General features: G+C 70.8%; 16 protein-coding genes. 12 read left to right on the top strand and 4 right to left on the bottom strand.

Features of this window, described 5'->3' with window-relative positions; translation table 11 throughout:
- Positions 1–124: 124 nt before the first annotated feature.
- The 4 genes from ACIOHP_RS17385 to ACIOHP_RS17370 form a co-directional block, all read right to left on the bottom strand.
- On the bottom strand, positions 125–2,512 hold the full coding sequence (locus ACIOHP_RS17385; protein WP_401888290.1) for a DUF3488 and DUF4129 domain-containing transglutaminase family protein: 2,388 nt from the start codon (positions 2,510–2,512) through the stop codon (positions 125–127).
- Positions 2,509–3,885, bottom strand: coding sequence for a DUF58 domain-containing protein (locus ACIOHP_RS17380; protein WP_361545266.1), 1,377 nt, complete (start codon positions 3,883–3,885; stop codon positions 2,509–2,511). Before ACIOHP_RS17380 ends, ACIOHP_RS17385 begins: the two co-directional genes overlap by 4 nt.
- Positions 3,885–4,913 (bottom strand): AAA family ATPase, encoded by a 1,029-nt coding sequence (locus tag ACIOHP_RS17375; RefSeq protein WP_401888288.1) that lies wholly within the window; start codon positions 4,911–4,913, stop codon positions 3,885–3,887. Before ACIOHP_RS17375 ends, ACIOHP_RS17380 begins: the two co-directional genes overlap by 1 nt.
- Positions 4,914–5,153: 240 nt before the next feature.
- A complete protein-coding gene (locus tag ACIOHP_RS17370) occupies positions 5,154–5,762 on the bottom strand; it encodes a beta-class carbonic anhydrase (RefSeq protein WP_401888285.1) in 609 nt (202 codons plus the stop codon).
- A 354-nt stretch (positions 5,763–6,116) separates the two neighbouring features.
- On the opposite strand from ACIOHP_RS17370, the gene rsmH reads away from it, so the two are divergent.
- The 12 genes from rsmH to pgeF all read left to right on the top strand — a co-directional run bounded on the left by rsmH (position 6,117) and on the right by pgeF (position 20,675).
- Positions 6,117–7,073 (top strand): 16S rRNA (cytosine(1402)-N(4))-methyltransferase RsmH, encoded by a 957-nt coding sequence (rsmH, locus tag ACIOHP_RS17365; protein ID WP_351682412.1) that lies wholly within the window; start codon positions 6,117–6,119, stop codon positions 7,071–7,073.
- Positions 7,074–7,133: 60 nt separating this feature from the next.
- Positions 7,134–7,646, top strand: coding sequence for a septum formation initiator family protein (locus ACIOHP_RS17360; protein ID WP_401888282.1), 513 nt, complete (start codon positions 7,134–7,136; stop codon positions 7,644–7,646).
- Between the two features lie 5 nt (positions 7,647–7,651).
- Positions 7,652–9,613 (top strand): peptidoglycan D,D-transpeptidase FtsI family protein, encoded by a 1,962-nt coding sequence (locus ACIOHP_RS17355; protein ID WP_401888279.1) that lies wholly within the window; start codon positions 7,652–7,654, stop codon positions 9,611–9,613.
- Positions 9,614–9,787: 174 nt separating this feature from the next.
- Positions 9,788–11,308 carry a UDP-N-acetylmuramoyl-L-alanyl-D-glutamate--2,6-diaminopimelate ligase gene (locus ACIOHP_RS17350; protein WP_401888276.1) on the top strand — a complete coding sequence of 507 codons (1,521 nt, stop codon included), beginning with the start codon at positions 9,788–9,790 and terminating at the stop codon, positions 11,306–11,308.
- A gap of 4 nt (positions 11,309–11,312) precedes the next feature.
- Complete coding sequence (murF, locus tag ACIOHP_RS17345; RefSeq protein WP_361488485.1) at positions 11,313–12,713, top strand: UDP-N-acetylmuramoyl-tripeptide--D-alanyl-D-alanine ligase; 1,401 nt, start codon at positions 11,313–11,315, stop codon at positions 12,711–12,713.
- The gene (gene mraY, locus ACIOHP_RS17340) at positions 12,710–13,783 is read left to right on the top strand and encodes a phospho-N-acetylmuramoyl-pentapeptide-transferase (RefSeq protein WP_266828289.1); all 1,074 of its coding nucleotides are present in this window, start codon (positions 12,710–12,712) and stop codon (positions 13,781–13,783) included. The genes murF and mraY overlap by 4 nt, the downstream gene beginning before the upstream one ends.
- On the top strand, positions 13,765–15,183 hold the full coding sequence (gene murD, locus ACIOHP_RS17335; RefSeq protein ID WP_361545244.1) for a UDP-N-acetylmuramoyl-L-alanine--D-glutamate ligase: 1,419 nt from the start codon (positions 13,765–13,767) through the stop codon (positions 15,181–15,183). The genes mraY and murD overlap by 19 nt, the downstream gene beginning before the upstream one ends.
- A gap of 20 nt (positions 15,184–15,203) precedes the next feature.
- Complete coding sequence (gene ftsW / locus ACIOHP_RS17330; RefSeq protein ID WP_361488477.1) at positions 15,204–16,553, top strand: putative lipid II flippase FtsW; 1,350 nt, start codon at positions 15,204–15,206, stop codon at positions 16,551–16,553.
- Positions 16,554–16,559: 6 nt separating this feature from the next.
- Complete coding sequence (gene murG / locus ACIOHP_RS17325; protein ID WP_361488475.1) at positions 16,560–17,657, top strand: undecaprenyldiphospho-muramoylpentapeptide beta-N-acetylglucosaminyltransferase; 1,098 nt, start codon at positions 16,560–16,562, stop codon at positions 17,655–17,657.
- Between the two features lie 25 nt (positions 17,658–17,682).
- Complete coding sequence (locus tag ACIOHP_RS17320) at positions 17,683–18,477, top strand: cell division protein FtsQ/DivIB (protein ID WP_401888270.1); 795 nt, start codon at positions 17,683–17,685, stop codon at positions 18,475–18,477.
- Between the two features lie 276 nt (positions 18,478–18,753).
- Complete coding sequence (ftsZ, locus tag ACIOHP_RS17315) at positions 18,754–19,950, top strand: cell division protein FtsZ (protein WP_401888268.1); 1,197 nt, start codon at positions 18,754–18,756, stop codon at positions 19,948–19,950.
- Positions 19,947–20,675 carry a peptidoglycan editing factor PgeF gene (pgeF, locus tag ACIOHP_RS17310; protein ID WP_401888265.1) on the top strand — a complete coding sequence of 243 codons (729 nt, stop codon included), beginning with the start codon at positions 19,947–19,949 and terminating at the stop codon, positions 20,673–20,675. Before ftsZ ends, pgeF begins: the two co-directional genes overlap by 4 nt.

The following is a 20,675-nucleotide window of genomic DNA, read 5'->3' as shown; positions in this document are numbered from 1 at the left end:
TCACGCACGCCCTTTTGACGGCGCCGATCGTCACCTTCGGTGATCGCCCGGTCGACGTCCGATCCAACGGCTGAGGCCCCGACCCGCTCGCACGGGTCGGGGCCTCAGCCGTTGCTCCGGGGGCTCAGCCCTCCTGGCCCGAGGGCTGCTTGCGCAGCGTCGGCCTGGCCGCCGCCACCCGGGCCGTCACACCGGCCCACCACTCCGAGACCGTCCACACCACCCGTACGGTCGAACGCGGGGCGAACATCGCCCGCAGTGTCGTACGCCGGGTCACCGGGACGGCCAGTCCGGCGATGGCCCGCCGGACGTCCTCCGCGAGCCCCGCCGTCGGGCGCGGCCGCGGCGCGTAGAGAACCTGCTCCACCGCGTCCGCCACCCGGTGCACCGCGGTCGCGGCCGTCGGGTCGAGATGCCCCAGTCTCACGATCCGCGCCGCCGCCTTGCGCGGGGTCTGCGAATCGTCCGGCAGGATCCCGAAGTCCCACGCCGTGTCGGTCAGTTCCAGCCAGACCGCCAGCGTGTGCAGCGCCGCGTCCGCATCGCTGCGGCCGTGCGCACCCAGCCGGACCGCCCGGATGCGGCGGCGCCACACCATCGGCGCCAGGGGGACCGCCAGCGCGGCGAGCCCGCCCAGGCCCCATGCGAGCACGACGGTCCACTTCGGACCACCGCCGTCCGTGACCGGCAGGGCCGCGGCGGACTCGCTCGGGCACGCCTCCAGCTTCTTCTGCTCCGCCGTGCAGCTCTCGCTCGCCGAGGGGGCGGTGGAAGGCGCGGCGCTCGCCGACCGGGACGGGACGCCCGGGTCGGGCAGGTTGCTGTTCGGGGTGTCCGTCTGCGTGTACTCGGGCTGGGTGCCCCGGGTCGGAGTCGGCTCGAAGCGGGTCCAGCCCACGCCCTCGAAGTACAGCTCGGGCCAGGCGTGGGCGTCCCGCAGCCCCACCATCACCGTGCCGTCGGCCTGCGGCGTACCCGGCGCGAAGCCCACCGCCACCCGGGCCGGGATGCCCAGGGTGCGGGCCATCGCCGCCATCGCGAAGGAGAAGTGGACGCAGAAGCCCTGCTTGTCCTTCAGGAACCGCGCGATCGCCTGGGAGCCGGATCCGACCTGCACCTGGGTGTCGTACTGGAAACCGCCCGTCAGGGAGAAGTACTCCTGGAGCTTGACCGCCTGCTCGTAGTGGTTCGCGGAGCCCTGGGTGACCTCACGAGCCGTGGCGGCCACGACCGCCGGAAGCGAGTCGGGTACCTCGGTGTAGTCGCGCCTGATGTCCGCGGGCGGCGCCGGGGCGGCCGCCAGCTGCTCCGCCGTCGGCTGCACGACGAGGCTCTTGACCTCGTACGTCGCCCCGCTCGTGGTCTGGTCATGGTCGCCGACGAGGGTCATGCCCTCGGGTTCGTAGCGCCAGTCCCCGTCGATCTGCACACCGCTGGGCGGGTACGGCATCGGCAGCCAGTCCTGGCGGTAGTCCTTGGCGGCCGTGACGCTGGTCGTGATCTCGGCGCGCCGGATGTCGGCGCCGAGACCGATCGGTGTGGGCAGCTGGTCCGGCACCTTCTCGATGTTGCGCTTGGACGGCTTCCAGGTCCGGCCGTCGAAGTCGTCCAGCGAGACGATCCGCATATAGAGGCTGCCCTGGTCCTCGGGCGCGGTGCGCAGGGACAGGACCTGGCGGTCCTCGTCCACGTTGAGGTTGTCGCGCAGGGACACCAGCGGGTTCACCGCGGAGATGGTGCCGCCGCTCCCGCTGCCGCCGCCCACACCCGCCCCGGTGGCGTCCAGGAGGCCGCCGTCCATGGCGGGCAGCGCGACCGGCACCACCAGGGCGAGCCCCAGTGCGACCGCGCCGATGCGCCGCCCGGTGCGGACCGGCGCCACCATGCCGGGCTCGCCGCCCGGGGTGCGCGGTGCCCCGCCGAAGACCCGGCCCCACTGGGAGAGCCGGTCGCGCCCCTCGGCCAGCAGCAGCATCAGATAGCCGGCCGCCGCGACCAGGAACCACAGCCAGTCGGCGCCGCCGTCGGACAGGCCCGCGGCGACGGAGTACAGCGCCAGCAGCGGCAGCCCGGCCGGGGCCGCGCTGCGGAAGGTCACCGCGAGGGTGTCCACCGCGAGGCCGATGACCAGCACACCGCCGATGATCATCAGCCGGATGCCGTCGGACTCCAGCGGTGCCGGGATCGCGTACCGCGCGATGTCGTCGCCGCCCTGCTGGAGCAGATCGGCGAACCGCTGGAACGCCTCCGGACCCGGGACCAGCCCGGCGACCGCCTGCTCCCGGGTGAAGACCAGGGTCAGCATCATCAGGGTGACCAGGGCCTGTGCGGCCACGGTCAGGGGCCGGGCCAGCGGTACCCGCCGGGTCGCCGCGCCGACCAGCGACTGGACACCGAGCAGCAGGGCCGCCTGAAGGATCCACGAGGCCGGTTCGACCAGGGGCAGCAGGGCGCAGGACGCCGTCAGGGTGGCCGCCCAGGCGCACAGCGCCAGTCGTGCCCGCCCGCTCATGCGCGTGCCCCCTCACTGCCCGGTCCGCTCGGCGCACCGATCCCGGTGCGCTCGCGGTCCGCCTGGCGCCACAACTCGGTCAAGGAGGCGCCCCGCGGCACGCTCAGCGCCGTCCAGCCCGCCTCACGCAGCATCCGCAACCGCTCCTCGCTCCTGTCCAACGGGCCGGCCACATCGGTCGGTTCCCGCCCCCAGCCGCCGCTGTCCAGCACGAAGGCGACCGCGCCGCCACTGCGCTGACGCATCTTGGCGGCCACCGCAGCCTGCTCCTCGTCGAGGTCGCCGAAGAAGGCGATCAGCAGTCCCTCGTTGCCCCCGCGCAGCAGGTCGTACGCCCGGGACAGACCCGTGCCGTCGGAGTGGTCGATCACCGCGAGGGTGTCCATCATCAGCCCGGCCGCGTCCGCCGACTCCTGGCTCGCGCCCGCGAAGCCGTCCGCGCCCTCGCCGGGGACCGAACTGCCGGTGTCCGTCAACAGCCGCACGGAGAAGCCTCGTTCGAGCATGTGCACCAGCGCCGACGCCGTGCCCGACACGGCCCACTCGAAGGGCGAGTCGGGGCCCGCGCCGCGGAAGGCGAGGCCCCGGGTGTCCAGCAGCACCGTGCAGCGGGCGCGCTGCGGCTGCTCCTCGCGGCGCACCATCAGCTCGCCGTAGCGCGCGGTGGAACGCCAGTGCACACGGCGCAGATCGTCGCCGTAGCGGTAGCCGCGCGGGATCACGTCGTCCTCGCCGGCCAGGGCGAGCGAGCGGTTCCGTCCGTCGCCGTACCCCTTCGCCTCACCGGCGAAGCGCACCGGCGGCAGCGGCTCCACGCGCGGGATCACCGTCAGGGTGTCGTACGACGAGAAGGACCGGGTCAGCTCGCACATGCCGAACGGGTCGGTCAGGCGCAGCTGGAGCGGGCCCAGCGGATAACGGCCGCGCAGGTCGGAGCGGACGCGGTAGGACACCTCGCGGCGGCCGCCCGCCTCCACCCGGTCCAGCACGAAGCGGGGACGCGGGCCGAGGACGTACGGCACCCGGTCCTGGAGCATCAGCAGACCGGTGGGCAGCCGCGAGACGTTGTCCATCCGCAGATGGACACGGGCCTCGCTGCCGGAGGGCACGCGTGCCGGGGAGAGCCGGCGGCTGCCGGCCACCCGGTAGCGGGTGCGGTACAGCACGGTCGCGCAGACCAGCGGCAGCAGCGCGAGGAGCAGGCCGACCCGGAGCAGATCGCTCTGCCCCAGGACGTACGCGCAGATGGCCGCCGCGATCCCGGCCGCCAGGAAGGAGCGGCCGCGGGTCGTCAGACCGGCCAGCGCGGTGCGCACCCCACCCTTGTCGCCCCGGTCGGCCTCGCTGTGGACCGGCCCGGCGGCGGTGGTCATCACAGCCTCCGCGGCGGCTGCTGGCCGTACGCCGGCGTGCCGTGCCCGAGCCCGGGGCCGCCCTGCTGCTGGGGCACCGGGGTGCGCTGGAGGATCTCCTGCACCACCTGCTCCGCCGTACGCCGGTTGAGCTGGGCCTGGGCGGTGGGCAGCAGACGGTGGGCCAGGACAGCGACGGCGAGCGCCTGGATGTCGTCCGGCAGCGCGTACTCCCGGCCGCTCAGGGCGGCGGACGCCTTCGCCGCGCGCAGCAGATGCAGCGTCGCGCGCGGGGAGGCGCCGAGTCTGAGGTCGGGGTGGGTGCGCGTGGCGGCCACCAGCTCCACCGCGTACCGCCGGACCGTGTCGGCGACGTGGACGCCGCGGACGGCGTCCACCAGCTTCACGATGTCGTGCGCGTGCGCCACCGGCTGGAGGTCGTCCAGGGGGCTCACCCCGCCGTGGATGTCGAGCATCTGCAGCTCGGCCTCCGCGCTGGGGTAACCGATGGAGACCCGCGCCATGAAGCGGTCGCGCTGGGCCTCCGGCAGCGGATAGGTGCCCTCCATCTCGACCGGGTTCTGCGTGGCCACCACCATGAACGGGCTCGGCAGCTCGTACGTCTGCCCGTCGATGGTGACCTGCCGCTCCTCCATGGACTCCAGGAGTGCCGACTGGGTCTTCGGCGAGGCCCGGTTGATCTCGTCGCCGATCACGATCTGCGCGAAGATCGCCCCCGGCTTGAACTCGAAGTCCCGGCGCTGCTGATCCCAGATGGACACACCCGTGATGTCCGAGGGCAGCAGGTCGGGCGTGAACTGAATACGCCGCACCGAGCAGTCGATGGACCGCGCCAGTGCCTTCGCGAGCATGGTCTTGCCGACGCCCGGCACATCTTCGATCAGAAGATGCCCCTCGGCGAGCAGTACGGTCAGCGAAAGCCGTACGACCTCGGGCTTGCCCTCGATCACACCCTCTACCGAACTGCGGACACGCTCCACAGTGGCAGTCAGATCTGTGAGGCTCGCTCGATCGTCATAGGTCGTCACCCGGCCCTCCTCGGCCCGTTCTTTCTCCGGGCCGACGCTCTGCGTTGCGGACCGGCCCACCCCGAATCACGGACACCGCCCGGAAATGGTTCCGCGCGACGTCCATCCACGCATTCTTGCTGCCGTTACCGTTTCGTGTCACTCGCCTGTGGACAACTGCCCGCGATATGTCAGGGCTTGCAGCCTTTTGGGCATCCCTGAGCCGGAAATCAACAGGAGAACGACAGCTTCGGCGGTGGGTCAGGAGGGGTCGATCTCGCGCAGCAGGCCCGTCTTCACGTCGAACACGAAGCCGCGGATGTCGTCGGTGTGCAACAGGAACGGGGAGGTGCGCACCCGCTGCATGGACTGCCGTACGTCCTGGTCGACGTCCCGGAAGGACTCCACGGCCCAGGCCGGGCGCTGGCCGACCTCCATCTCCAGGTCGGTGCGGAAGTCCTCGGTGATCTGCTCCAGGCCGCAGCCGGTGTGGTGGATGAGGACCACGCTGCGGGTGCCGAGCTTGCGCTGGCTGATGGTGAGCGAGCGGATCACGTCGTCGGTGACCACGCCGCCCGCGTTGCGGATGGTGTGGCAGTCGCCGAGCTCCAGGCCGAGCGCCTTGTGCAGGTCGAGACGGGCGTCCATGCAGGCCACCACGGCCACGTGCAGGACGGGACGGGCGTCCATGCCGGGGTCGGTGAACGCGGAGGCGTACCGTTCGTTCGCCTCGACGAGACGGTCGGTGACGGTGTCGCCCGGTATGGCGCCTTCGGTTGCGGTGGCGCCGGATGCAGAAGTCGTCATAGCCAAGACGGTACTGGTCACAGCCGTCCCGGTCCTGTCGTGAGATGGGAAAAAGAGCGTCATCACGTCCTTCGTGTGAGGTAACCCACAGTGGGCGGTATGCGTCCGAGCGGGTGATTTCCGGTGGCCCGTCGCTCCGTCCCGGTGCCGGGCCGCGACGCGCAGGCCGGTTGATTGACCGCGAGTGACCGTGGACTAAAGTGACGCGAAGCGGGAGGCGAGGTCTCCCTGCTGGACTGAATTCCCCAGGAGAAACCGGCCAGGTCGCCGGATCTCCCCACGTGCGCGGCGCGCACGTACGGCTCGGCCTCCTCCCGCTCCCGGCCGGCTGACGCTCTTGGCGCCGGCAGGCCTCCCCTTCACGAGCGGGCGGGGACCCGGCGGTGCGTACCGTCTCGCCGGATCTGAGAGGGCCCCTTGAGCCAGAGTCGACACGTCCCGGTGATGCTCCAGCGGTGCCTGGACATGTTGGCCCCCGCCCTCCAGGCCCCCGGAGCGGTCGTCGTCGACTGCACGCTCGGCCTCGGCGGTCACAGCGAGGCCCTCCTCCAGCAGTTCCCCGAGGCCCGGCTCGTCGCCCTCGACCGCGACAAGGAGGCCCTGCGTCTGTCCGGCGAGCGCCTCGCGCCCTACGGCGAGCGCGCCACCCTCGTCCACGCGGTCTACGACGAGCTGCCCGAGGTACTGGACCGGCTCGGCCTCCCGCGTGTGCAGGGCGTCCTCTTCGATCTCGGCGTCTCCTCCATGCAGCTCGACGAGGCCGACCGCGGCTTCGCCTACGCCCAGGACGCCCCGCTCGACATGCGCATGGACCAGACGACCGGCGTCAGCGCCGCCGAGGTCCTCAACACCTACCCGCCCGGCGAACTCGTGCGGATCCTGCGGGCGTACGGCGAGGAGAAGCAGGCCAAGCGGATCGTGTCCGCGATCGTGCGCGAGCGCGACAAGGAGCCGTTCTCCCACAGCGCGCGGCTCGTCGAGCTGATCCGGGACTCCCTGCCGCAGGCCGCCAAGCGCACCGGCGGCAACCCGGCCAAGCGCACCTTCCAGGCGCTGCGCATCGAGGTCAACGGTGAACTGGCCGTCCTGGAGCGGGCGATCCCGGCCGCCGTGCAGGCCCTCGCGGTCGGCGGGCGGATCGCCGTCCTGTCGTACCACTCGCTCGAGGACCGCCTGGTCAAGCAGGTGTTCGCGGCCGGTGCCGCCACCACCGCGCCTCCCGGGCTGCCGGTCGTCCCCGAGCAGTACCAGCCTCGGCTCAAGCTGCTCACGCGCGGTGCCGAACTTCCCACCGAGGAAGAGATCGCCGAGAACCGGCGAGCGGCTCCCGCGCGGTTGCGCGGCGCCGAGCGCATCAGGGAGGCGCTGGAATGACGGACACGAGGGGGCTGGGGCGCGTGAGCGAGTGCGGAGACCGGACTCACTGGAGGTGCAGTGAGCAGGAAACCTGAACTCAAGGGCCGGGCCGCTCGTCTGGCACGGCTCTTCCCGACCGCGGGGGGCCGGGGACAGGCCGCCCGCACCCCGTTCGTCCTCCTCGTCGTCCTGCTCCTCGGTGGCGGTCTCATCGGGCTCCTCGTGCTGAACTCCGCGCTCTCCGAAGGGTCGTTCAAACTCGACGACCTCCAGAAGGAGACCAAGAGCCTCACCGACCAGGAGCAGGCCCTCCAACGGGACATCGACGCCTACTCCGCCCCGGACGCCCTCCAGCGCCGTGCCCGGGAGCTCGGCATGGTCCCCGGCGGCGACCCCGCCTTCCTCGACCCGGACGGCACCGTCAAGGGCGTCCCGGGCGCCGCGGCCGAACAGTCCTCGGCCCAGGTCGTGCGGCCGCCCGAGGCGATCGTCCCGCTGACCGTCACGTCGACGCCCCCTTCGCCGTCGGCCGCGCCCACGCCCACCCCCTCCACCGCCCCGTCCTCCGCGACCCCGACCCCCGGCAGGTGACGGAAGTGTCCGACAGGGAACCGCCGCGTCGCCGCGTGCCCGGACCCACCAGGCCCGCCCCCGACGCCCGACGGCGCCCCGCGGGCCCCGGCGCCCGCCCGGCCCGCCGCCCGGCACCCCGCCCCCAGGCCGCGCGCCCCACGGGCCCGCGCATCATCCGGCTCGGCAGCCCCCGGCCCCGGCTCCGCCTGGTCGGCCTGGGCCTGACCCTCGTACTGATCGCCTTCGCCGTACGGCTGCTCCAGGTCCAGGCCGTCGAGGCCGGCACCTATGCCGCCAAGGCCGAGCAGAACCGGTACGTCGGCTACACCCTGGCCGCCGAGCGCGGCCAGATCACCGACCGCTCCGGCGTGGCCCTGGCGACCAGCGTGGACGCGTACGACATCACGGCCGACCCCACGCTCTTCAGCCGCAAGCAGCTCAAGATCGGCGACGGGCCCGAGCAGGCCGCCGCCCTGCTCGCCCCGATCCTCGGCCAGGACCAGGCCGAGCTGACCGGGAAGCTGCGGACCAAGGGGCAGTACGTCAAGCTCGCCGGCCGGCAGACGCCGCAGGTCTGGAAGCAGATCAAGGACCTCAAGAGCGCACTGGCCGCCAAGGCCGAGGACGACGGCACCACCGTCAACGTCCTCGCCGGTGTCTTCGCGGTCGCCACCAGCAAGCGCGTGTACCCGAACAGCGACCTCGCCGCCGGGATACTGGGCTGGGTCAACGCCGACGGCAAGGGCGGCGGCGGGGTCGAGCAGAAGCTGAACACCCTGCTGTCCGGCAAGGACGGCAAGATCCGCTACGCCCAGTCCGGCGGCCGCCAGGTCCCGACCGCGGGCTCCACCGAGACCCCGGCGGTGCCCGGCAGCGACGTCGAGCTCACCATCGACCGCGACATCCAGTGGGCCGCGCAGGACGCCATCACCGAGCAGGTGAGGAAGTCCAATGCGGACCGCGGGTACGTGATAGTGCAGGACACACAGACCGGCGAGATCCTCGCCATGGCCAACTCGCCCGGCTTCGACCCGGGCGACCTGTCCCAGGCCGACCCGGGCACCCTGCACAACTGGGCCTTGGAGGACGCCTACGAGCCCGGCTCCACCGCCAAGGTCATGTCGATGGCCGCCGTGCTGGAGGAGAACGTCGCCACGCCGCAGACGCATGTCGTCGTGCCCAACCGGCTGCACCGCGGCGACCGGCTCTTCAAGGACGACATCGACCACGAGACCTGGTACCTCACGCTCAACGGCGTGCTCGCCAAGTCCAGCAACATCGGCACCATCCTGGCCACCGGTCAGCTCGGCAAGACCCAGGCGCAGGCCAACCAGGTCCTCTACTCGTATCTGCGCAAGTTCGGCCTGGGCAGCTACAGCGGCCTCGACTTCCCCGGCGAGACCAAGGGCATCCTCGCGGCGCCGCAGGACTGGTCGACCTCGCAGCAGTACACGATTCCTTTCGGCCAGGGCGTCTCCCTCAACGCGATGCAGGCCGCGTCCGTCTACTCGACGATCGCCAACGGCGGCGTACGCGTCGAACCCACGCTCGTCCGCGGCACCCAGGGACCCGACGGACGTTTCACGCCCGCCGCGAAGCCCGAGAAGTCCAGGGTGATCAGCGAGAAGACGGCGAAGACCCTCGCCCGGATGCTGGAGTCGGTCGTGGACGACCGGGAGGGCACCGGCTCCAAGGCGCGCATTCCCGGCTACCGGGTCGCGGGCAAGACGGGTACGGCCAACCGCGTGGATCCGGCCACCGGCAAGTACCACGGCTACACCTCCTCGTTCGCCGGATTCGCGCCCGCCGACAACCCCCGTGTCACCGTCTACTGCGCCATTCAGAACGCCACCAAGGGCAGCTACTTCGGCGGCCAGATCTGCGGACCCGTCTACAAGCAGGTCATGGAGTTCGCCCTGAAGACCCTCCAGGTCCCGCCCACCGGGGCCAAGCCCGCCAGCCTCCCCGTCACCTTCAAACCCTGACCTGCACTGTTCAGCACGGAACCACCCAGGAACCAGCTCGTGACAACGATCACTCCCGATTCCGGGAACCAGGGCGCGCCTGTGCCCTCACTTCGCTCCGAACGGGGTGTGCCCGGTACGCTCACCGCCGTGCCACACGCTGATCAGTCCCAAACCACCCAGAAGGGCCATCCCGTGACATATCCCGGGCCGCCCAGGCCGGTTCAGGTCTCCGCCACACCCCTCGCGGAGCTCGCCGGTCAGCTGGGTGTCGAACAGCCGGGGAACGTCGCGGAGGTCACGGGCATCACCCATGACTCGCGGGCCGTCCGCCCCGGCGACCTGTACGCCGCCCTCCCGGGCGCCCGCCTGCACGGCGCCGACTTCGTCACCCAGGCCGCCGGCCTCGGCGCGGTCGCCGTGCTGACCGACCCGACCGGCGCCGAGCGCGCCGCGGCGACGGGGCTCCCGGTGCTGGTCGTCGACGACCCGCGCGCGCGGATGGGCGAACTCGCGGCCACCATCTACGGCCGTCCGGGCCGCGATCTGCTCCAGATCGGCATCACCGGCACCTCCGGCAAGACCACCACCGCGTACCTGGTGGAAGGCGGTCTGAAGGCCGTCCGCAACACCGGACTCATCGGCACCGTCGAGATGCGGATCGGCGACGAACGCATCAAGTCCGAGCGCACCACCCCCGAAGCCACCGATCTCCAGGCCCTGTTCGCGGTCATGCGCGAGCGCGGTGTCGAGGCGGTCGCGATGGAGGTGTCCAGTCACGCGCTGGTGCTCGGCCGGGTCGACGGCTGTGTTTTCGACATCGGCGTCTTCACCAACCTCAGCCCGGAACACATGGAGTTCCACTCCGACATGGAGGACTACTTCCGGGCCAAGGCACAGCTGTTCACGCCGCAACGCAGCCGGCTCGGCGTGGTCAACGCCGACGACGAGTACGGCCGCAGGCTCGCCAAGGAAGCCACGGTCCCGGTCGTCACCTTCTCCGCCGAGGGCCACCCCGACGCCGACTGGCGTGCCGAGGACGTCCAGGTCGGCCCGATGGACTCGACGTTCACCGTGGTCGGCCCCAAGGGCGAGCGGATCACCGCCAGGTCGCCCATCGCCGGGCCCTTCAACGTGGCCAACACCCTCGCCGCGATCACCGCCCTCGCCGCCGCGGGCCTCGACCCGCAGACCGCCGCCGACGGCATCGCCGCGGTGCCGGGCGTGCCGGGGCGCCTGGAGCGCGTGGACGCCGGCCAGCCGTATCTCGCGGTCGTGGACTACGCCCACAAGACGGACGCCGTCGAGTCCGTTCTCAAGGCGCTCCGCAAGGTCACCGAGGGCAGGCTGCACATCGTGCTCGGCTGCGGCGGGGACCGCGACACGACCAAGCGCGCGCCGATGGGCGCCGCCGCGGCCCGGCTTGCCGACACCGCCGTACTGACCTCCGACAACCCCCGCTCGGAGGACCCGCTCGCGATCCTTGCAACCATGCTCGAGGGCGCGGCGTCCGTACCAGCACACGAGCGCGGTGAGGTCCAGGTCTTCGAGGACCGGGCCGCCGCGATCGCCGCCGCCGTCTCCCGCGCACAGCCGGGCGACACCGTGCTGGTCGCAGGCAAGGGCCACGAGCAGGGCCAGGACATCGCCGGAGTGGTCCGTCCCTTCGACGACCGCCAGGTGCTTCGAGAAGCCATCCAGAAGACCCAGGGATGAACTTGTGATCGCCCTCTCTCTCGCCGAGATCGCCTCAGTCGTCGGCGGGCAGACCCACGACATACCGGATCCGTCCGTCCAGGTCACCGGATCCGTGGTCCGGGACTCCCGCGAGGTGGAGCCCGGCAGTCTCTTCGTCGCCTTCGTCGGTGAACGCGTCGACGGCCACGACTTCGCCGGGCAGGTCGTCGCGGCGGGGGCGGTCGCCGTACTGGCGTCGCGGCCCGTCGGCGTGCCCGCGATCGTCGTGGACGACGTGCAGCGGGCCCTCGGCGCCCTCGCCCGTCACGTCGTACGACGTCTCGGCGCGACCCTCGTCGCCCTGACCGGCTCGGCGGGCAAGACCAGCACCAAGGACCTCATCGCCCAGGTGCTCCAGCGCAAGGCGCCGACGGTGTGGACCCCCGGCTCCTTCAACAACGAGATCGGGCTGCCGCTGACCGCCCTCAGCGCCACCGACGAGACGAGGTTCCTCGTCCTGGAGATGGGCGCCCGCGGCATCGGCCACATCCGCTACCTCACGGATCTGACGCCCCCGAAGATCGGCCTCGTCCTCAACGTCGGCACCGCCCACATCGGCGAGTTCGGCGGCCGGGAGCAGATCGCGCAGGCCAAGGGAGAGATCGTCGAGGGTCTGCCGGAGGACGGCACGGCCGTCCTCAATGCCGACGATCCCCTCGTACGGGCCATGGCATCCCGTACGAAGGCGAAGGTGATCCTTTTCGGAGAGTCCGACGAAGCGGACGTACGCGCCGAGAACGTGAGACTCACGGACACCGGACAGCCCTCCTTCAGGCTTCGCACACCCTCCGGTGCAAGCGACGTGACCATGCGCCTGTACGGTGAGCACCACGTGTCGAACGCGCTCGCAGCGGCCGCCGTCGCCCATGAGCTGGGTATGTCCGCGGAAGAGATCGCCACCGCGCTCTCCGAGGCGGGCTCCCTCTCCCGCTGGCGGATGGAGGTCACCGAGCGCCCGGACGGCGTGACCGTCGTCAACGACGCCTACAACGCCAACCCAGAGTCCATGCGGGCCGCCCTGCGCGCCCTGGCAGCCATGGGCCGGGGGCGGCGGACCTGGGCGGTGCTCGGCAAGATGGCCGAGCTCGGGGACGAGGCGCTCGCCGAGCACGACGCGGTCGGACGGCTCGCCGTCCGGCTCAACGTCAGCAAGCTCGTCGCGGTCGGGGGCAGGGAAGCGTCCTGGCTCCAACTGGGCGCATATAACGAGGGTTCGTGGGGTGAGGAGTCGGTGCACGTGTCCGACGCACAGGCGGCGGTCGACCTGTTGCGCAGTCAGCTGCGCCCGGGAGACGTCGTACTCGTGAAGGCGTCCCGTTCGGTCGGCCTGGAGAGCGTCGCCACGGCGCTGCTCGGCGCCGAGGGTGAGGTTGCCGCCCGATGATGAAGCAGATCCTGTTCGCAGGAGTCATTGGTCTGTTCCTGACCCTGGTCGGCACCCCGCTGCTGATCAAGCTGCTCGCGCGCAAGGGGTACGGCCAGTACATCCGCGACGACGGCCCGCGTGAGCACGCGAGCAAGCGCGGTACGCCCACCATGGGTGGTATCGCCTTCATCTTCGCGACGGTGGCCGCCTACTTCCTGTCCAAGGTGATCACCGGCTACCCGCCGACCTACTCGGGTCTGCTGGTGCTCGGCCTGATGGTCGGCATGGGTCTGGTCGGCTTCCTCGACGACTACATCAAGATCGTCAAGCGGCGCTCGCTGGGCCTGCGGGCCAAGGCGAAGATGGCCGGCCAGCTGATCGTCGGCATCAGCTTCGCGGTGCTCGCGCTGATGTTCCCGGACGCCCGCAACAACACCCCGGCCTCCGACAAGCTGTCGTTCATCACGGACTTCGGCTGGAAGATCGGCCCGGTGCTGTTCGTGGTCTGGGCGCTGTTCATGATCCTCGCGATGTCGAACGGCGTGAACCTGACGGACGGTCTGGACGGCCTGGCCACCGGCGCCTCCGTACTCGTCTTCGGTGCCTACACCTTCATCGGTGTCTGGCAGTTCCAGGAGTCCTGCGCCAACGCGGGCACCCTGACCAACCCGGGGGCCTGCTACGAGGTACGAGATCCCCTCGACCTCGCGGTCATCGCCTCGGCGCTGATGGGCGCCTGCCTCGGCTTCCTGTGGTGGAACACCTCGCCGGCGAAGATCTTCATGGGTGACACCGGTTCGCTCGCCCTCGGCGGTGTCCTCACCGGTCTGGCGATCTGCTCCCGCACCGAGCTCCTCGTGGCCATCATGGGCGGTCTGTTCGTCCTCATCACGATGTCGGTCGTCATCCAGGTCGGCTCCTTCAAGCTCACCGGCAAGCGGGTCTTCCGGATGGCGCCGCTCCAGCACCACTTCGAACTCAAGGGCTGGTCGGAAGTCCTTGTCGTGGTCCGTTTCTGGATCATCCAGGGCATCTGTGTGATCGTCGGCCTGGGGCTCTTCTACGCGGGATGGGCAGCGGAAAAGTGACCGACTGGCAGGGGAAGCACGTCACCGTCGCCGGACTCGGCGTCTCCGGCATCCCGGCGGCCAAGGCGCTGCACGCGCGTGGAGCGATCGTCACGGTCGTCAACGACGGCGACGACGCACGCGCGCGTGAGCAGGCCGCCGAGTTGGAGGCGCTCGGCGTCACCGTGCGCCTCGGTGACGGTGCGACCCTGCCCGAGGGCACCGAACTCGTCGTCACCGCGCCCGGCTGGAAGCCCGACAAGCCGCTGTTCGCGGCGGCCCGTGAGGCCGGCCTGGAGATCTGGGGCGATGTCGAACTCGCCTGGCGGCTCCGGGGCCCGGACGCGGCTCCCTGGCTCGCGATCACCGGCACCAACGGCAAGACGACCACCACCCAGATGCTGGCGTCCATCCTGAAGGCCGCCGGGCTGCGCACCGCTGCCGTCGGCAACATCGGCGTCTCCCTGCTGGACGCGGTGCTCGGCGACGAGCAGTACGACGTCCTGGCCGTGGAGTTGTCGAGCTACCAGCTCCACTGGGCGCCCTCCCTGCGCGCCCACTCCGCCGCCGTCCTGAACCTGGCGCCGGACCACCTCGACTGGCACGGCTCCATGGAGGCGTACGCCGCCGACAAGGGCCGTGTCTACGAGGGCAATCGCGTCGCCTGTGTCTACAACGTGGCCGACAAGGCCACCGAGGACCTGGTGCGCGAGGCGGACGTCGAGGAGGGCTGCCGGGCCATCGGCTTCACTCTCGGCGCCCCCGCCCCCTCCCAACTCGGCGTCGTGGACGGCATCCTGGTCGACCGCGCCTTCGTCGAGAACCGGCACAAGAACGCCCAGGAGCTCGCCGAGATCTCCGACGTCAACCCGCCGGCCCCGCACAACATCGCCAACGCCCTTGCCGCGGCGGCGCTCGCACGCGCCTTCGGGGTGCCCCCCAAGGCCGTACGGGACGGTCTGCGGGCCTTCACGCCGGACGCGCACCGCATCGCGCACGTGGCCGACGTGGACGGCGTCGCCTACGTCGACGACTCCAAGGCCACCAACACCCACGCGGCGGAAGCCTCGTTGGCGGCGTACGAGTCCATCGTCTGGATCGCGGGCGGGCTCGCCAAGGGCGCCTCCTTCGACGAACTGGTCGCCAAGTCGGCAAAGCGACTTCGTGGCGTGGTTCTGATCGGCGCCGACCGGGCCCTGATCCGCGAAGCCCTCGCGCGACACGCGCCGGAAGTACCCGTGGTCGACCTCGACCGGACCGACACTGGGGCGATGCTCCAGGCGGTGACGGAGGCGAAGCGGCTGGCACAGCCCGGCGACACGGTGCTGCTGGCCCCGGCCTGTGCCTCCATGGACATGTTCACCAACTACAACAAGCGCGGTGACGCGTTCGCGGAGGCGGTTCGCGAACTCGGCTCCTGACCGACGTAGCGGAGGCTCTGATGCCCAGCAGCCGTACCGGCCGACCGCCCGTGCAGCGGGCCGTCAGACGTCCCGCCGCTTCCCGGACCGTGCGCCAGAATCCCGTCCTACGGCTCTACACGCGCGCGCGCAACGCCTGGGACCGGCCGCTGACGGCGTACTACCTGATCCTCGGCGGCAGTCTGCTGATCACCGTGCTCGGTCTGGTGATGGTCTACTCGGCCTCCCAGATCAAGGCGCTGCAGATGTCGCTGCCGGGCTCGTACTTCTTCCGCAAGCAGCTCCTCGCCGCCGCGATCGGCGCCGTACTGCTGCTCGTCGCCTCGCGGATGCCGGTGAAGCTGCACCGGGCGCTGGCCTACCCGATCCTCGCGGGCGCCGTGTTCCTCATGGCGCTGGTGCAGGTGCCGGGGATAGGGATGGCGGTCAACGGCAACCAGAACTGGATCGCGCTCGGCGGTTCCTTCCAGATCCAGCCCAGTGAGTTCGGCAAGCTCGCCCTGGTGCTGTGGGGTGCCGACCTGCTGGCCCGCAAGCAGGACAAGAAGCTGCTGACCCAGTGGAAGCACATGCTGGTGCCGCTCGTCCCGGTCGCCTTCATGCTGCTCGGGCTGATCATGCTCGGCGGCGACATGGGTACCGCGATCATCCTCACAGCGATCCTTTTCGGCCTTCTGTGGCTCGCGGGGGCGCCGACCCGGCTGTTCGTCGGGGTACTGTCGGTCGCCGCCGCGATCGGCGTGGTCCTCATCAAGACCAGCCCCAACCGGATGGCCCGCCTCCAGTGCATCGGCGCGACCGACCCGGGCCCGGGCGACGCCTGCTGGCAGGCCGTGCACGGAATCTACGCGCTCGCATCCGGCGGAATCTTCGGCTCCGGGCTCGGCGCCAGTGTGGAAAAATGGGGCCAACTCCCGGAAGCGCACACGGACTTCATCTTCGCCGTCACCGGTGAGGAGCTGGGCCTGGCGGGGACGCTGTCGGTGCTCGCCCTCTTCGCGGCTCTAGGCTATGCGGGTATCCGCGTGGCCGGCCGCACGGAGGACCCCTTCGTCAGGTATGCCGCGGGAGGCGTGACCACCTGGATCACCGCACAGGCGGTGATCAACATCGGTGCGGTGCTCGGTCTGCTGCCGATCGCCGGTGTCCCGCTCCCGCTGTTCTCCTACGGAGGATCCGCCCTGCTGCCGACCATGTTCGCCATCGGGCTGCTGATCGCCTTCGCACGTGACGAGCCCGCTGCACGGGCAGCGCTTTCGCTGCGGCAGCCCCGCTTTGGTAGAAAGCGGGGTGGCGGGGGGCCCACGGGGCCTCGGAGATGGAACACGATGCGACGGCGTGCCTCGGCGCGTTCGTCCGGAGAGCGGTGAATTTCGGTGCATGTCGTACTCGCCGGTGGGGGGACCGCCGGCCACATCGAGCCCGCGCTCGCCCTCGCGGACGCCCTGCGCAGGCAGGACCCGACCGTGGGGATCACGGCCCTCGGCACGGAGCGCGGCCTGGAGACCACGCTCGTCCCGCAGCGGGGCTATGAACTCGCGCTGATCCCGGCGGTGCCGCTGCCACGCAAGCCCACCCCTGAACTGATGACCGTCCCGGGCCGGCTACGCGGCACGATCAAGGCCGCCGAGCAGATCCTGGAACGCACCAAGGCGGACGCCGTCGTCGGCTTCGGCGGGTACGTGGCCCTGCCCGGCTATCTCGCCGCCAAGCGGCTCGGGGTGCCGATCATCATCCACGAGGCCAACGCCCGCCCCGGCCTCGCCAACAAGATCGGCTCGCGGTACGCCGCCCAGGTCGCCGTCTCCACCCCGGACAGCAAGCTCCGGGGCGCCCGCTACATCGGCATCCCGCTGCGCCGCACCATCGCCACCCTCGACCGGGCCGCGGTCCGCCCCGAGGCCCGCGCGATGTTCGGCCTCGACCCCAACCTGCCGACCCTCCTGGTCTCCGGCGGCTCCCAGGGCGCCCGCCGCCTCAACGAGGTCGTCCAGCAGGTCGCCCCCTGGCTCCAGCAGGCCGGCATCCAGGTCCTGCACGCGGTCGGCCCGAAGAACGAACTGCCACAGGTGCACCAGATGCCGGGGATGCCCCCGTACATCCCGGTACCGTACGTGGACCGGATGGACCTCGCGTACGCCGCGGCCGACATGATGCTCTGCCGTGCGGGCGCGATGACCGTCGCCGAACTCTCCGCCGTCGGACTGCCGGCCGCCTACGTCCCGCTGCCCATCGGCAACGGCGAACAGCGGCTCAACGCCCAGCCGGTGGTCAAGGCCGGCGGTGGTCTGCTGGTCGACGACGCGGAACTCACCCCCGAGTGGGTCCAGCAGAACGTGCTGCCCGTGCTCGCCGACCCGCACCGGCTCTACCAGATGTCCCGCGCCGCCGCCGAGTTCGGCCGCCGGGACGCCGACGACCTGCTCGTCGGCATGGTGTACGAGGCGATCGCCGCCAACCGTGCACACCGCTAGGCACATGTGACGAAGGGCAGGCAGCGTGGCCGGAACGACGACCGCCGAGCGCGGTGAACGCCAGCAGGAGTCGTCCGGCCCGCCCCCTGTCCGACGGTTGAGGGTGCCTCGGCCTCGTACGATCATCGTTCTCGCGGTCGTCCTGGTCCTGCTGGGCGCGGGCGCCGTCTGGGCCCTGTACGGCTCGCAGTGGCTGCGTGTGGAGCGGGTGTCCGTCTCCGGTACCGACGTTCTGACGCCCGGACAGGTCCACGAGGCGGCCGACGTACCGGTCGGATCGCCGTTGATTTCCGTCGACACCGATGCGATTGAGGCACGGTTGCTCCGGAAATTGCCCCGAATTGACTCGGTTGACGTGGTCCGCTCCTGGCCCCATGGAATCGGCCTGAAAGTGGTTGAGCGTACTCCGGTTCTGATTGTCGAAAAGGGCGGAAAGTTTGTCGAAGTGGACGACAGTGGCGTCCGTTTTGCGACGGTTTCCCGAGCGCCCAAAGACGTTCCCGCACTGGAATTGACGGTCTCCGAGTCGGGTTCCGGCGCCGCGAGCCTGCGCCGCTTCGGCGAGGACCGGCTCGTGCGTGAAGCTGTCCGGGTCGCCGGTGACATTCCGGCCGCCGTCGCGAAGAGAGCGCGGACCGTCAAGGTGCGTTCGTTCGACGACATCTCACTGGAGTTGAGCGACGGCAGGACCGTCGCGTGGGGGAGTGGCGAGAAGGGTGCCGCCAAGGCCCGTACGCTCACCGCTCTGCTGAAAGCGGCGCCCGATGCGCGGTACTTCGACGTCTCGGTTCCCACCGCCCCTGCGTCATCAGGGAGTTGACGTACATCCGCGCAGGCCAGCACCCTGGTTGGCTACCGCTACGGCTGATCACATAGGGTGAAAAGAAAAACGGGAGGTTCGGCGTGTTCGTTGAACGTGCGCCACTTGTCGACTTAGTGTCCTGTTCAGAAGACTCCAGGGAACAGACACACTGGTAACCCTAAACTTCAACGTTAGGGTTCGGGTCGGCGCTATGGACCGTCCCATTCGGCATCCGTCGCGTATCGCATCACCCGCGAGACGACGACACGTAACTCGAGGCGAGAGGCCTTCGACGTGGCAGCACCGCAGAACTACCTCGCAGTCATCAAAGTCATCGGTGTCGGCGGCGGTGGTGTCAATGCCATCAACCGGATGATCGAGGTCGGTCTCAAGGGCGTCGAGTTCATCGCCATCAACACCGACGCTCAGGCGCTGTTGATGAGCGACGCCGACGTCAAGCTCGACGTCGGCCGTGAACTCACCCGCGGACTCGGCGCCGGAGCCAACCCGGCCGTCGGCCGCAAGGCGGCCGAGGACCACCGCGAGGAGATCGAGGAGGTCCTCAAGGGGGCCGACATGGTCTTCGTGACGGCCGGCGAGGGCGGCGGCACCGGTACCGGCGGCGCGCCCGTCGTGGCCAACATCGCCCGCAACCTCGGCGCCCTCACCATCGGCGTGGTCACCCGCCCCTTCACCTTCGAGGGCCGCCGTCGCGCCAACCAGGCCGAGGACGGCATCGCGGAACTCCGCGAGGAGGTCGACACCCTCATCGTCATCCCGAACGACCGGCTGCTGTCCATCTCGGACCGCCAGGTCTCGGTCCTCGACGCCTTCAAGTCGGCCGACCAGGTCCTGCTCTCCGGTGTCCAGGGCATCACCGACCTCATCACCACGCCGGGTCTGATCAACCTCGACTTCGCCGACGTCAAGTCGGTCATGTCCGAGGCCGGTTCGGCGCTCATGGGCATCGGCTCGGCCCGCGGCGACGACCGAGCGGTGGCCGCCGCCGAGATGGCGATCTCCTCGCCGCTCCTCGAGGCCTCCATCGACGGCGCCCGTGGCGTCCTCCTCTCCATCTCCGGCGGCTCCGACCTCGGTCTGTTCGAGATCAATGAGGCCGCCCAGCTGGTCTCCGAGGCGGCCCACCCCGAGGCCAACATCATCTTCGGCGCGGTCATCGACGACGCCCTCGGTGACGAGGTCCGGGTCACCGTGATCGCGGCCGGCTTCGACGGCGGCCAGCCGCCGGCCCGCCGGGACACCGTCCTCGGTTCGTCCTCGTCCTCGGCCCGCCGCGAGGAGCCCACCCCGGCACAGCAGACCGAGAGCCGTCCGTCCTTCGGCTCGCTCGGCAGCGTCACGCCGAAGGAGGAGCCGGAGTCCGCGCCCGAGCCGGTGGCCGACCTCCCGGTCGCCCCGCCGGTCCCGCCGTCGCGGACCTACTCGGACAGTGCGGCCGAGGAGCTGGACGTGCCGGACTTCCTGAAGTGATAGGACAGCGCGACACCGTGAGCGGCGCGCACTTCGCCTTCACCGACAGGTGGGGCGGGGTGAGCGCCGTTCCGTACGAGGAGCTCAACCTCGGCGGGGCGGTCGGCGACGACGCCGACGCCGTACGCACGAATCGCGAACTGGCCGCCAAGTCGCTGGGGATCGACCCCGGCCGGGTGGTCTGGATGAACCAGGTGCACGGGGCGGAGGTGGCCGTGGTCTCCGAGGCGTGGGGCGACCGTCCGGTGCCGGAGGTCGACGCCGTCGTCACCGCCGAGCGCGGCCTCGCCCTCGCCGTCCTCACCGCCGACTGCACGCCCGTTCTGCTCGCCGACCCGGTGGCCGGTGTCGTCGGCGCGGCCCACGCGGGGCGGCCCGGCATGATCGCCGGGGTCGTCCCCGCCGCCGTACGGGCCATGACCGAACTCGGCGCCGAACCCGCCCGGATCGTCGCCCGCACCGGACCCGCCGTCTGCGGGCGGTGCTACGAAGTGCCGGACGCGATGCGCGCCGACGTGAGCGCCGTCGAACCGGCGGCGTACGCCGAGACGAGCTGGGGCACTCCCGCGGTGGACGTGACCGCCGGAGTGCACGCGCAGCTCGAACGGCTCGGGGTGCGCGACCGGGAGCAGTCGCCGGTGTGCACGCTCGAGTCGGGCGACCACTTCTCCTACCGCCGCGATCGCACCACGGGGCGACTCGCGGGATATGTCTGGCTGGACTGA

The sequence above is a fragment of the Streptomyces sp. NPDC087859 genome, assembly GCF_044742595.1.
Taxonomy (GTDB): domain Bacteria; phylum Actinomycetota; class Actinomycetes; order Streptomycetales; family Streptomycetaceae; genus Streptomyces; species Streptomyces canus_F.
The sequence above is the reverse complement of the archived record's forward strand: the minus strand, read 5'-3'. Positions and strand labels throughout refer to the sequence as shown.